The 14,021-nt window shown below is 45.9% G+C and carries 8 protein-coding genes and 1 pseudogene; 6 read left to right on the plus strand and 3 right to left on the minus strand.

Translation table 11 applies throughout. From position 1 onward, the window contains the following. Positions 1 to 12: 12 nt before the first annotated feature. On the minus strand, positions 13 to 708 hold the full coding sequence (nblR, locus tag QUA36_RS14655; protein ID WP_333158197.1) for a response regulator transcription factor NblR: 696 nt from the start codon (positions 706 to 708) through the stop codon (positions 13 to 15). A 379-nt stretch (positions 709 to 1,087) separates the two neighbouring features. Between nblR and rbsK the strand changes: the two genes are divergently transcribed. Then, positions 1,088 to 2,014 carry a ribokinase gene (gene rbsK, locus QUA36_RS14660; protein WP_333458203.1) on the plus strand — a complete coding sequence of 309 codons (927 nt, stop codon included), beginning with the start codon at positions 1,088 to 1,090 and terminating at the stop codon, positions 2,012 to 2,014. A gap of 186 nt (positions 2,015 to 2,200) precedes the next feature. Here rbsK and QUA36_RS14665 read toward each other — a convergent pair whose 3' ends face one another. After that, entirely contained in the window at positions 2,201 to 3,475 is a 1,275-nt protein-coding gene (locus tag QUA36_RS14665; protein WP_333458204.1) for a ribulose bisphosphate carboxylase small subunit, read from the minus strand. Between the two features lie 128 nt (positions 3,476 to 3,603). On the opposite strand from QUA36_RS14665, the gene QUA36_RS14670 reads away from it, so the two are divergent. The 5 genes and pseudogenes from QUA36_RS14670 to QUA36_RS14690 all read left to right on the plus strand — a co-directional run bounded on the left by QUA36_RS14670 (position 3,604) and on the right by QUA36_RS14690 (position 12,962). After that, positions 3,604 to 4,875, plus strand: a complete 1,272-nt coding sequence (locus QUA36_RS14670; protein WP_333458205.1) for an aspartate aminotransferase family protein — start codon at positions 3,604 to 3,606, stop codon at positions 4,873 to 4,875. Positions 4,876 to 5,448: 573 nt separating this feature from the next. After that, the gene (locus QUA36_RS14675) at positions 5,449 to 6,306 is read left to right on the plus strand and encodes a helix-turn-helix domain-containing protein (protein WP_333458206.1); all 858 of its coding nucleotides are present in this window, start codon (positions 5,449 to 5,451) and stop codon (positions 6,304 to 6,306) included. Between the two features lie 40 nt (positions 6,307 to 6,346). Continuing rightward, the gene (locus tag QUA36_RS14680) at positions 6,347 to 10,003 is read left to right on the plus strand and encodes a CHAT domain-containing tetratricopeptide repeat protein (RefSeq protein WP_333458207.1); all 3,657 of its coding nucleotides are present in this window, start codon (positions 6,347 to 6,349) and stop codon (positions 10,001 to 10,003) included. A 58-nt stretch (positions 10,004 to 10,061) separates the two neighbouring features. Further along, positions 10,062 to 11,171, plus strand: a pseudogene (locus tag QUA36_RS14685) (IS630 family transposase). A gap of 669 nt (positions 11,172 to 11,840) precedes the next feature. Continuing rightward, positions 11,841 to 12,962, plus strand: coding sequence for an EAL domain-containing protein (locus tag QUA36_RS14690; RefSeq protein ID WP_333458208.1), 1,122 nt, complete (start codon positions 11,841 to 11,843; stop codon positions 12,960 to 12,962). 165 nt (positions 12,963 to 13,127) lie between these two features. Here QUA36_RS14690 and QUA36_RS14695 read toward each other — a convergent pair whose 3' ends face one another. Next, positions 13,128 to 14,003, minus strand: coding sequence for an SDR family oxidoreductase (locus QUA36_RS14695; RefSeq protein WP_333458209.1), 876 nt, complete (start codon positions 14,001 to 14,003; stop codon positions 13,128 to 13,130). Positions 14,004 to 14,021: the final 18 nt, after the last annotated feature.

Genomic DNA, 14,021 nt, shown 5'->3' on the forward strand with positions numbered 1-14,021 from the left:
CAACTGACTTCTTCAAGCTTCCCGCATCACATAGCCAACACCGCGCACCGTCTGAATCAAGCGCTTTTCGCCCTCATCTTCAATTTTGAGCCGCAGATAGCGGATGTAAACCTCAATTACATTCGACTCGCCCAAAAAGTCGTAACCCCAAACATTTTCCAGAATTTGTTCCCGAGTCAAAACCTCGCGGGGATGTTCCATCAAATACTTTAACAGCTCAAATTCCTTCATCGTCAGGTCGATCGCCCGTCCATTGCGTAGGGCCCGCCTAGAGGCCAAATCCAAAACTAAATCGCCAAACCTCAATTGTTCGTTGCTGCTGTTATCCGGCTGCAAATACAAGCGCACCAACTGCAAAAACTCCTCAGTGCGGTAAGGTTTAAGAAAATAATCATCCGCCCCAGCTTCCAGACAAGCTACGCGATCGTCAACTGTATCACGACCGACCAATAGCAGCACCGGCACCCGATTGCCAATACTTCTGAGGTGAGAACACAGTGACAGCCCCGACTCAGCGCCAAGTATGCGATCGATTACAATCAAAGCTGGCTGCAATTCACTGGCTAAATGTTGGCCCGTGGCGGTATTAGAAGCCACTACCGGTTCGTAACCGGAGGATTTTAAGTCGAGACTCAAGTGTCCGGCGAGAACTTCGTCTGTTTCAACTAGCAGGACACAGGGATTGCGATCGAGAGTAATTGCAGCCATTGAATTGACCGATGAAGACCATAACTGTTCTAGCACGTCTTAAGGAAGAGAGGGAGAGTGGGAGAGAGGGAGAGGGGGAGAGGGGGAGAATGGGAGAGTGGGAGAATTACCAATTACCAATTACCAATTAAGTTATTTGGCATTTTAAGGAAGAGAGGGAGAGAGGGAGAGAGGGAGAGAGGGAGAGTGGGAGAGGGGGAGAGGGGGAGAATGGGAGAGTGGGAGAATTACTAATTACCAATTACCAATTAAGTTATTTGGCATTTAAATTGAAACTTGCTCGCCCCGGGTTCTCCTGCCGGGGCAACAATAGTTTAAGTAAACTGTAGTTTACAAATTAAATGCGCTACAGCTTACCAATTACCAAATTGAATAATTTATGACCATCATCGTATTCGGCAGTATCAACATCGACCTAGCAGCAAAAACTCCCCGGTTGCCGCAGCCAGGGGAAACTATCATCGGTAGCAATTTTTTCACAGCCGGCGGCGGCAAAGGAGCAAATCAAGCCGTCGCCGCCGCCAGTCTCGGCACTTCTACCAACATCATCGGCCGCGTCGGCAACGATAAATTTGCTGAAGAATTATTGACTAATTTACAATCTTATGGTTTAAGTACAGACAATGTATTAATAGACCAAAACACTCATTCAGGAGTGGCAATTATCGCGGTAGACGAGACAGGTCAAAATAATATTATTGTGATTCCGGGGGCGAATAACAATGTCGGTGAAGCAGATATAGAACGTCTCCAAAAACTGTTAACAGGAGCTACATCTTTGCTGTTACAGTTAGAAATTCCCCTGGAAGTTGTCCAAGAAGCTGCGAAAGCTGCTCGTCAAGCGGGGGTGCGAGTTATTCTCGATCCAGCACCGGCTAGGGCGGATTTGCCACTGGAACTTTATCCCCTAATTGACATTATCACGCCGAATGAAGTGGAAGCCAGTCAGTTAGTCGGTTTTCGGGTGAATGACGCGGAAACAGCGATTGTAGCTGCCAAACACTTGCAGGAGCGCGGTGTCAAGAATGTTATTGTCAAATTGGGCGATCGCGGGGCTGTTGCTGTTACGGCGGATGAAACGTTTTTTGTACCGGCTTTTGCTGTGGAGGCGATCGACACTGTTGCTGCTGGCGATGCTTTTAATGGCGGGTTGGCCTCTGCATTAGATGCCGGTCTGTCCTTGTCAGAGGCGGTGCGGTGGGGCGCAGCAGCAGGCGCTCTGTGCACAACTAAAGTGGGTGCTCAAGGTGCTATGTGCGATCGGGCAACCTTTGATAAATTTTTGCATAATAGACTTCTTGCATAAATCTTTGATTGATAGGTCAACCGCAGATTTCAGGCAGATAAACACAGATGAACGCAGATAATTGCAAGAGATGAAAGTGAAGAACCATAATAGGTCTATGTTCTGTCAAAAAAAAATCAAATTCTTGTGGGGTGGGCTTCTAGCCCGCCCCAAATATGCAAGAATTTAAATCTGTAAACGCTTGTCCTAATTTGGCCGCTGAATAATTGTTTCAACTACCCGCCGCTTGACTTTTGGATCGATACCAATCAGCCGCACGTATTCGCCGCCGTGTTCCGCCAAACAAGTTTCTAAAGATGCAACCACATCTTTTTCTTGTTCAGTTTTAATCGTCGCGCAACTTTGCCAAGAACCAGTCTTAAATCGGCGATTATCTGCATATTCCATGCCAATTTTGCAGCCTCTTGCTAATAACTGCTTTACTTGTTCCAATACCTCGGAACTCAGCCGCGCCGCATGACCGTTACCCACTTCAGAACTTGGCTCCTCGTAAGCCTTATAATATTTCGAGGAGGGGTCGTTTAATTGACTTTGCGTGGGCGCAGCAGCAGGGGGATTGGCGGTTCCTTGAACGTTGAACAGGCGCGATTGGTTGTATTCATCTACTAAGCGCATTTCCTTAATCCGCTTTTGTTGGCCCACCATCAAACTGCCCATTTCTATTAAATGAGCGAGGCTGAAATTTGGGTTATGGAAATCTGGCGCTGCTTCCAAAGTGTTTACCAAACGCTTGGAAACTCGCTCGATTCCTACTTTGTGAATGAATTCGCGGATTTGTTCGTCATAAATGCGCGATCGCAAAGCGCTAAAAAAGTCGATCGCCTGATCGGCAAAATTATCCACTAACGCCACAATATCGGTTTTTGACAATTTGTCCGACTCAAAAATTCCCCCAACAATGCCAATTTTATCATCCCGGCTGGGTTCCCAATAAAACTTTTCCATCCGCCCGTCGCGAATCAGCGGCGCGTACAGCGTAGAAAAATCATTTCCGGTGACAATAATCGGCACTCGGTGCAGTGGCGTGCTGTCATAACTTCCCGGTAACTGCACGTTAGTTGGATTATCAGCAATATTCATCAGAGTGGCATTGACCATCTGAGTATTGACAGTATATTGAGTAGTAGAATCGAACCTGCCAGCACCGGCATCCAAATCGTTAATAAAGATGGCGCACATCTCGCCGCGCACGCGAATTTGCTCCGCAGCTTCCCGGTAGCGCAAGCGAATTAAACGCGCCGGATCTCCTGCATCCGGGCTTTCTAATTCCCCACCAGATATCATGACCGGTTCAAAGCCCATTCGCCGAAAAACCAGTTCGGTTTGAAAAGTTTTGCCTTCTCCTTTACGGCCATGAATTCCCAAAATTAGGGGAACTCTTACCCCGGGCAAATTTAAAAAGTTCTTAGTGACGTGCACCGCAACTTTATCGAGAAAGTTAGGAGAAATGTAATAACTCATCAGTAGATTTGTGAGGGATTAATTGTTGTTACTGTTATGATTTTATGACAAAACTAACAGCCTGCACCGCTAACCTGGATTTTTACCGTACAATCGAGGTCTGAATATTATGTGTTAAGGAGCGATTCGTGAGTCCAGAAACCTTACTAAAAGAACCAAGTGTGCAAGCCGAAGCCAGTCCCTTCAGTTCTGAGAGCTTCGACAGCTATGTAATGACGACTTACGGGCGTTTTGCGATCGCCCTAGAACGGGGCCTCGGCTGCCGCGTTTGGGATACCGAGGGCCGCGAATATCTCGATTTTGTGGCTGGTATTGCTACCTGCACTCTGGGACACGCCCACCCGGCAATGATTGCAGCGGTAACTCAGCAAATTCAGACGCTGCACCACGTTTCTAACCTTTATTATATCCCCGTACAGGGCGAGCTGGCGAAGTGGCTTGTAGACCATTCTTGTGCGGACAGAGCCTTCTTTTGCAACTCCGGCGCGGAAGCTAATGAAGCGGCAATTAAACTCGCCCGCAAGTACGCCCACGAAAAATTAAATATCTCGAATCCGACAATCATTACCGCTGTTGCGAGTTTCCACGGGCGGACTTTGGCGACAATTACGGCAACGGGGCAGCCTAAATACCAGAAGGGTTTTAGCCCCTTGGTGCCGGGATTTCACTATGTGCCCTACAACGATATTAGTGCGATCGAAAGTGCGATCGAGCAACTCGACAAAGACGAACGCCAAGTAGCAGCAATTATGCTGGAAGCCCTGCAAGGTGAAGGCGGAGTTCGCCCCGGAGATATCGCCTACTTCCAGCGCATTCGGGAAATTTGCGACGAAAAAGGCATTTTGCTGATTCTCGACGAAGTGCAAGTCGGGATGGGACGCAGTGGCAAATACTGGGGCTACGAAAACCTCGGCATTGAACCGGATATCTTTACATCTGCGAAAGGGTTAGGTGGCGGTATCCCGATCGGCGCTATGCTGTGCAAATCTTCCTGCGATGTATTTGAACCGGGAAGTCACGCCAGCACTTTCGGCGGCAATCCTTTTGCTTGCGCTGTAGCTTTGTGCGTTTGCCAAACTTTGGAACGGGAAAACCTTCTAGAAAACGTGCAGCAGCGCGGGGAACAGTTAAAAGCAGGCCTCAACAAGTTGGCGGCCGAATATCCGCATTTAATTGCCGAAGTGCGCGGCTGGGGTTTGATTGTCGGGATGGAATTGCAAGCTGATATCGAACTTACATCGGCGGATATCGTCAAATCTGCCATCGCGGCAGGAGTTTTGTTGGTTCCCGCAGGGCCGAAAGTGCTGAGATTTGTCCCGCCGCTGATTGTCACTTCTGCTGAAGTCGATCGAGCTCTGCTGGCAGTGGAGTCAGCCTTGCGTTCTCAAGCGGTACAGTAAAATCTACTGAGTTGATTTTTGTTAGCTGTAGCGCTGAAACTCGCGCCATATCCTAGATAACTCACTTAGTCCAGGACAAACTCTTCCTCAGAAACCCGGTTTCTTTCGAGATTTCTCGTTACTAAACCCAAGAGTTTCCTAGAAACCCGGTTTCTTAGCGTAAGTCCGATCGGGGTAAAAGTAAACCTGTCCCGCTGCAAGTCTGTGGGGGCGGGTTTTTCAAGTTTAGAAAGGCCTGTGAAACCCGCCGCCACAGGGTGACAACGCCTTTAACCGCGATTTTACTCAAGAGCCACGCGCAAAATAATACTATTAACGATCGTATGTGCTAGTTTCGCTATAGCGTGTCTTTTGGGACTTGTGAATCCTGGTTTAACTATTTCGCCCCCTTCCCACTAAACCGAGTACCGTTATAGTGGGGAGGGCAGGTGAGGACGATCGCATCCTCAAGTAATTTTGGAGAGGTCTTTCAAGAGATAAAATATGTAATCCTCGTCACAAAATTTTTTCGTAATGCTTGGATCATCAACTGTATATTGTGAGAGAATAGAAAAACCAAGGAGGTGATGTTGATTGCTACACCAGGCTATCCAAGTTCGTTTGTATCCTACCCAAAATCAACAAATACAAGTAGCTTCTACTTTTGGGTGTGCGCGTTGGTGGTCTAATTATGGTCTAAATAAATCAATTGAAGTTTATAAAAAAACTGGTAAAGGACTTGGATGCTCCCGGTTCAACACACTTTTACCGAGTCTCAATAAATTAGATAAAAGTGGATGGTTAGGTGAGTTTTACAGCAAATTATTGCAACTTAATAGGCTCAATTTAACCAGGAAATACAAAATTTTTTTGGATGGATTTGCTGGCTTTTATAAGTTCCCATATCAAGATAAAAAACAGTCATTTCAGTATCCTAAAAACGTCAAATTGGTAGCGACTACTAGGAGTTGCCGCTATAGGAAAATAAATAAGCCGAAAATAAATAGATATAGATTAAGTGAGGGTAAAATTCATAATTCAATTATTATTAAAAAATATTCAGGGAAATATATTGCATATATACTGACTGAAATCAAAGCTGAGAACCAGACAACAAAAGAAGGTAGGATTGCGGGCATTGATTGCGGGAACTTAGTCGAAATTGATAGAGGGGTTTCCACTTCCAAACTCTGTTCTAATTGTTTCCATCCAATGACCGAGATGCCATTAGATATGAGGGAAGGGACTTGTCCTCACTGTGCTACAGATCGCGATCGGGAGGGGAACGCAGCGATAAAGATGAAAGCAGAAGGTATCAAAATACTAAAGGCGGAAGGTTCAGCCGTTTCGGCTTTAGGAGGCGAGGTAAGACCAAAGCTGGGACGAAAGTCTCCGCTAAGGCACTCGCCTATGAGTACAGAAGCCCCTACTATATTCGGTACTACGATTTAGGGGTGGGTAGTTCACTTGGTTGCAGGGAAGCAGCGCTCCTATGGTTAATAGTTTAGCGGAATGCACGATGGACGAACAGCGTCGCAAAACTGATGTTAATATGCTCCAAGCGCTGCTGGAAAATCCTGGGGACTCAGGAATAGATTTGATTTTGAGGATGAACCCAAAGTCGATCGACTTTGGGTTCGTGCAAACGCTTTATTTGGAAGAAGTGGCACTGACGCGAGAAAGCTTGCTGAAAGCTGCAAAATTTTTCCAAATGGCGATCGCACCCTTAGAATCTGCAAAGGGCAATTCTAAATTGCCCGCAACCGGGGCAGCATATCTGGCTTTTTTAGCAGAAGTATTGCAGGCAGTGGCGCGCGGCGCTGATTCGCAGCACCTGTACTCGCTGCTGAGAAACAATTTAGATAAACTCGACCAGAATTTTGCACAACTGCTGCGCTGCTGGGCAAATTTGGTGTTTTCTGCTGCCAAAGAATCCGAGAGAAGGCGGATTGCAGCCCTGATCGGCAATCTGAGCAACAAAATTGGGCGGTTTCCCCTCGGCAGCAAGGCTAATAACTTGGAAATCGAAATTGCCGGTTACGAAACAGTTGCTAAGGTGTTTACCCGCAAAGACTTTCCCCAAGAATGGGCGGTGATGCAAAACAATCTGGGCAACGCTTACAGCGATCGCCCCAGAGGTGATAAGGCTCAAAATATCGAACAGGCGATCGCTTGCTTTGAAAATGCCCTACAAGTACGCACGCCCGAACAGTACCCGGAACAGTGGGCGACGCTGCAAAATAATCTGGGCAACGCTTACAGCGAGCGCCTCAAAGGAGATCCGGCAGACAATCTAGAACAGGCGATCGCCTGCTTTGAAAATGCCCTGCGAGTTCGCAGTCGCGAGGCTTTCGGGCGAGAGTGGGCGAGCACTCAAAACAATCTCGGCCGTGCTTACAGCCGGCGGCTGCGGGGCAACCGATCCCAAAATCTGGAACTGGCAGTCGCTTGCTACCACAATGCTTTGCAAGTCTACAACCGCAAGGTGTTTCCCCGGCGTTGGGCTACAACTCAAAATAATTTGGCAAATGCTTACTGCGAGTTGCTGCGGGGCAACCGAGCTGAAAATCTCGAATACGCGGTTACGTGCTATCAGAGAGCTTTGCAGGTGCGGACTCGGGAAGCTTTTCCGCAGCAGTGGGCGACGACTCAAAGGAATTTGGGTCGGGTGTTTGTCGATCGCATCAAAGGCGATCCGGTGGAAAATTTGGAAATGGCGATCACCTGCTATCAAAATGCTTTACAAGTCTACACCCGCATCAAATTTCCCGAAGCTTGGGCTTCGATTCAAACTTACCTCGGTAGGATCTACAGTCGGCGGGTGAAAGGGGAAAAAGCCGAAAATATGGAAATGGCGATCACCTGCTATCAAAATGCTTTGCTATTTTGCAACCGCCAAAAATCTCCCGAACGCTGGGCAATGCTGTGTGCCTACCTCGGCCGCGCTTTCTGCGAACACGTGAAAGGGGAAAAAAACCGCAACCTCAAAAGCGCGATCGCCTGCTATCAAAATGCGGGCGAAGTCTACACCAGGCAGGCATATCCCAACCGCTGGGCAATGCTGCAAATTTATCTCGGCAGAGCTTATTCGCAACTGACCGAGGCGGAAAACTTGTTCCACATGGAAAGCGCGATCGGTTGCTATCACAGCGCCTGTCAAGTCTACACTCGCGAAACCTATCCCCACCGCTGGGCTGAAATTTTATTTTATTTGGGTCAAGCTTACCGAGTTCGAGGCGACTTGCTTCGCGCCTACGGGGTTTTTACTGCTGCTGTCGATACTGTGGAATTCTTGCGTTGCGAAGTTGGGGTTGATACAGTCGATTTTGGCGATCAGACGAGTACCGCAAAAGTCAAATTAACCCGCACTTGGGCTGGACTCTATAAATGCCTGGTGCAAGTTTGCCTGGAACTCGGCGCCAGCCAACCTGAATATTACGCTAAGGCTCTGGAATACGCCGAACGCCACAAAAATCGGAATTTGGTAGAACTGCTGGTTAAATGCCACTTGACTCCGAAAGCCGAAATTCCGGCAGCGGTGCGAAGCGAGTTGGAGTCGCTGCGACTGGAAATAGCGGGGGAACAGCGGCACCAAGAACAGGGAGAACCTGAGCCGAACACGACCTTGATTTCTGAGGGCGATAGCCAAGGTTTGAACAGCGGTTCTCTGCTGCCGAACTCGGACTTCATGCACTTAAATCAATTGTGGAAGCAGTTTGATAGGTTGATTGCGCGGGAGGTGCAGGCAAACGACCCTTTCTTCAGCCTAGCTCACAAAGTTGAACCGATCGCTTTCGAGCAAATTCGCCAATTGTTGCCTGATGACAATTGCGCTGCTGTGGTGTGGGCGAGTTTGGGGGAGTTGCTGGTTGCTTTTGTGGTGGTAAAGAGTGCACAATATCCGGCCGTTCACCTGTGTTCGTCGGAAAATGCTTTGGCTGTCGAAAGTTGGGCCCAGGAGTACCTCAGCGCTTATTCTGAACAAAAAGGTCGCTGGATCAATCATCTCCCGGCTCGCCTCAAACGCTTGGCTACGATGCTGGAAATCGATCGAGTGGTGGCGCTGATTCCCGATAATTGCGATCGGCTGATTTTTGTGCCACACCGATTTTTACACGCTTTGCCACTCCACGCTTTGCCTTTGGCGGGGAGAGACGGGTTTGAGGATGGTGGGGGAATTTTTAGGTCTGGGTGGAGCGATCGCAGCGGTTTTGATCTGGAAACCTACACCCTTTCGGATTTTTCTCAAAGTTCGTCTTTTGGCGACGTTGCAGCGCCTGCTGCTTATTTGATCGATCGATTTGCCGGAGGAATTCGCTATGCTCCTAGCTGTCAGCTATTGCTGTTGAGACAAAGTGCACACGGAGCGGCTATTGGTCGGTACAGCCCCGGTTTGCAGCAGCTTTTGGCAATTCCAACTTTCACCAGAGATGCGTTCTATAGCAACATTGAAATCGGCAATATTTCCCAGTATTTTACCAGTACACAAGTTGTGCGCCATAAGCCGGCAATTAAAGAGGCTTTTTCCCAACAAATGTCTGCTAATAATGGGAATTCGCCCCAGAAAACAGTGCAGTTGCAGCAGAAAAAATGCGCTCACTTTGCTTGTTTGAGTTTGCTTAATTTAGCTGGGTCTCTGAAATCCGCAGTGTTTTTGAGGAATGATTCTCTGAGTTTGGAGGAAATTTTTAATCTGGATTTTCGGCAATATTTTTTAGTTACTTTATCGGGTTGCGAAATTGCCGCTGGCGGAGTTAGCGGTGCTGGAGGAGATTTTGTGGGTTTGTCGGCGGGTTTGTTGTATGCTGGCACGTCTAGTGTGGTTAGCAGTCTTTGGAAGGTGAACGATGTTTCTACGCTGCTACTGACGAGCAAGTTTTATGAAAATCTGGGACGGTTTTCTCGGTTGCAGGTGGGAGATGTGGCGATCGCGCTGGGGGACGCTCAAAGGTGGCTGCGGGATTTGACTAGCGAAGAATTGGAGGTGTTGCTGGCGGATTTTCAACCTCAAATTTCCCAAATGTTCGATCGGCTTTCTCAAAGTTCTCGCCTGATTGCGGAGGCTTCTTTGCAGCAAATTCGCAACCGCAAACCCTATCCTTTTGCTAATCCTTATTATTGGGCTGCTTTTACTGCGACTGGGGTTTAAGCTGTTGTACCTTTAAATAGGGTATAATAAAAATTTAGTTTAGTCGGTTCCTAAAAAAATACCCGCCAAAAACCATCTCAATCCCAAACAAATAGAGAAACTACAAACAGCCTTAAGAGAGAAAAAAAAGCAAATGTCAGAGCAAGAATTCTGATTCTATTATTGCTCAATGACGCTAAAACAAAATCTAACATCGCTGATTTTTTGGGTTATTCAGTCAACAAAGTATCTTATTGGTGTATGAATAGAGACCCCTAAAATCTAGAAATTTTAATAGATGAAAGGATGAAGGGGAATCACAAAAAAGCCACAGATAAATATATAGATATGTTATTATAGGCCATAGAAAAAGAGCCTCAATAATTAGGATATAATTTTGGACGATGGACAGCGCAGAGATTAGCAACATACTTAGAGGAATCCATAGGAATAAAATTAATTGGAGGACAAGTTCGGAGGATATTAAAGCAAAAAAAGTAGGTTTACATCTGGGCTAAGTATAGCCTAAAGTCGAAGATAAAGCCCGAAAAAATAACTGCGTTTAAAACAAAGATAGCCGAATATTTAAAAATAGGAAAAGAATCGCCAGAACGTTTACAGGTGTGGTTTTGGGACGAGAGTGGATTTAGTTTAAGAGTCACCATCAGAAAGAGCTGGTGTAAAAAAGCAGCCGAAAAAAGGTCTGAGGAGACCGGATAAAAGGCAGAGTTAATGTAATGGGAGGAGTGAGAAATTCCGATAAAAACAAGTGGTAGAGTTCCTCAACAAAGGCAATTCATATAATTTTTATCAAGTGCTAAAACTCTTTTATGAAGAGCTAATTAATGAATGGATATCAGCAGGTAATTAAGCCTCAGAATTTGCTGAAAAAGGAGCGAAAATAGTGATTGTTCTGGATAATGCTAGTTTTCATACGAAAGAAGAGTACCTGAAAATAATTGAAACACAAATGCCTAACCGACCTTTAGAATTCCTCCCCGAATACAGCCCCGACTATAACTTAATTGAATTAGGATGGCATTCGGCAAAAGAATATATTGTCAATCGACTTTTTACATCTATTGAAGAGCTAGAGTATTTATTGCACCGCCTCTTAAATCAAGGGCAATTAATAATTAAATGGGATCGCAAAATCAAAAATAATGGTAATGCTTGTATCACAGTTTAAATGTGCAACAGCTTAATGTTTTAGGCATTAATAAGGCCATATATGACTCCTCTATCACCTACCGAAACTGGTCTAAACTAACTATGTTATTCTACCACGAATATAGTCTGTATACTTACGCGGAGCTGTACTAGGATGGCGGCAAGTGGTAGAATAGTTCCGAGAGCTTAATTCAAATCCGGTCATCCCGATTATAAAATTAAATTGGATATTCCCCAGCCAGTGAGTGTGTTTTGGGCGATCGTCCGGGTGTGTATATTTGTGGTACGCATAAATTAGTCGATCGGGCGATTCCCTACGGGATAGCTGCGCTTCACAAGCGTGTTAATTCCCCTTTGCTAAAAAATCAACTGTAGCGGCTGTTTTGGCAAAGGGAATTATAGAATAAGGCGTAAAGAATAAGAGCAGCAATAGAGAATAAAGAGCAAGTCTTTGCGTTCTCACTGTATGAGAATTGGGGACTGTGTTCACTGAGACGTACTTGTTCTATACTGAGAGATTTTGCCAAGATTTGAAACCGGAGGCAAGTATAAATACTGCAATAATTCTTAAATACAAGTTCATTAAGATTTACATCTTGAGATAGATGTATTAATTGCTGAATGAGCTTATAATAGTAATTAATTCCTAATTAATCTAATATTAACCCAAAAACCGGAGGATATTCCAATGCAAATAAGTGGCAAAGCCTTCGGCTCCTGCTCTCACTGCGAAACAGTACCCGCAAAAATAGAGGGCAGCGGAGGTCTATACTTGTGGTTTCCAGTATCGCACACGCTGAATAAGGTTATTTCTGCACTGACCAAGGCTAAACTTGAATTCCGGCTGTTAGAAGAGAGCAAGTGTTTGTACATTATGCTTGAGGCAATAGCAAAAGAAAAGTTTAATGCCCTAGCATCATCTGTGCTAACAACTCAAGAGCTGAAAGAGACAAAAGTTTTGTGGATGCGGGAAGTTGAACAGCCGAAACTTAGCGATTTTTATCGCAGCACTTCCTTAGACTCTTTTATTAACTTCAGCAAGTCTGATTGGCTGTTAGATTTATTGTCCGAAGAACGCATTACTACGCATTTTCAGCCCATTGTTTATACCTCAGATACTTCTAAAATTTTTGCCCACGAAGCGCTGCTCCGAGGAATTGATGAGCAAGGAAACTTAATTTATCCGGGTCGAATTTTTTCCCAAGCAGAATCAGCAGGCCTAATTTTTCAACTAGATGTTTTAGCCCGGACTCGCGCTATCCGCGAAGCCCAGGTTTACGATATCAAAGAACTAATTTTTATTAATTTTTCTCCCACTTCAGTTTACGATCCCGCTACGTGCCTGCGAAGAACAGTACAGGCTATTGATGAAGCGGGAATCCCTCACAGCAATATTGTTTTTGAAGTAGCGGAATCTCAACACCCTCCTGATATCGATCACTTGATTAATATTCTGAGGTTTTACCGAGAAGCTGGATTTTTAATTGCCCTGGACGATTTTGGCAGCGGTTCTTCTAATTTAAATTTGATGCACCAACTGCGTCCCGATTTTATTAAGTTGGATATGCAATTGATTCGCAACGTCCATCAAGATTATTATAAGGCTCTCATTACGGAAAAGATGTTAGAAATTGCCGCTCAATTAGAAATTAAAACTGTTGCTGAAGGTGTGGAAACTTTGGAGGAGTTTGAGTGGGTGCGGGAACGGGGAGCAACTTTTGTTCAAGGTTATTTGATTGCTAAACCGACTTCTCCGCCGATCGCAGTTACGAGCTATATTGGTGCTGAACCAGTACCTATTTCTGCTTAAATGGTTTCCAGTTGCTATTTGGCGCTACATTTGCTCGTTCCCAGGAAGAGGCTGGGGACGCATATATGAAAGCTCTGCCTCCATTAAAATGAGATAACGATTTGGAGGCAGAGCCTCCCGATATTCATTACCAGGCAGAGCCTGGTAACGATAATTACTAGCATTTTAAACGCTCAAATTGCGTCGCAAAAAGCTTTCTAAGGATTCCATTTTCATGCTGTAGATTGATTCCAAGTTTTGCACTTCTTCTGGAGTGCAGAAATACTCGTTACCCAGCAATACCCGCAAAGTTCCTAAGTCTTTTTGAGCTTGAGGATTCAATAAACCCAAGGCATTTCTCAAACCGTCAAACACCATCAGTGGCGGGTTGATTACCATAGGTTCGCGCTTGAATAATCGTCCGAAAATGCGCGGAATGTCGTCTCTTGTCAGCACATCCGGGCCACCGACTCGCAGAATTTGGTTGCGGGCGCCTTCGACTGTTGGCGAGTCTGCGGCAATCTTTGCTAAGTCGTCGGTACTGACAACAGAGGTGCGGTTTTTGCCGTCGCCAATCAGCAGGTAAAGTCCGGTTTCTCGAAATCTTTCTGCTAGCGGTAATAAGCTGGAAGCAAAACCGGCAGGCCGCAAGATTGTATAATTCAATCCGCTGTTTTGCAGGTATTTTTCTACTTCTCGCTTGGCTTTGAATACTGCGGAATCTTCGTATCCTCGATCGACTCCCAGTACCGAAATAAAGACAAAGTGCTGCACTCCCGCTTCTTTGGCGCAGTCGATTAATTCTATGTTAGCGCGGTAGTGTACTGCTTGAACATCGCCGCCGGTGCCGTGGCTGCTGATGATGTACTGCACTCCTTGGCAGGCTTTTTTAATATCTTTGTCTTGTTTTAAGTCGCCAATAAAAATCTCGGCGCCTCGGTTTTCTAGTTCTGAGTAGCGAGATGCGAGGCGAACGAATGCGCGGACAGGCTTCTCTTGCTGTCTGATTTCTCGTACAATTCGGCGGCCTAGTGCGCCTGTTGCTCCGGTTACTAAGAACATGATTTTTAGTTGTTGGTT

This window comes from Microcoleus sp. Pol10D4 (genome assembly GCF_036701555.1).
In the GTDB taxonomy this organism is placed as follows: domain Bacteria; phylum Cyanobacteriota; class Cyanobacteriia; order Cyanobacteriales; family Microcoleaceae; genus Microcoleus.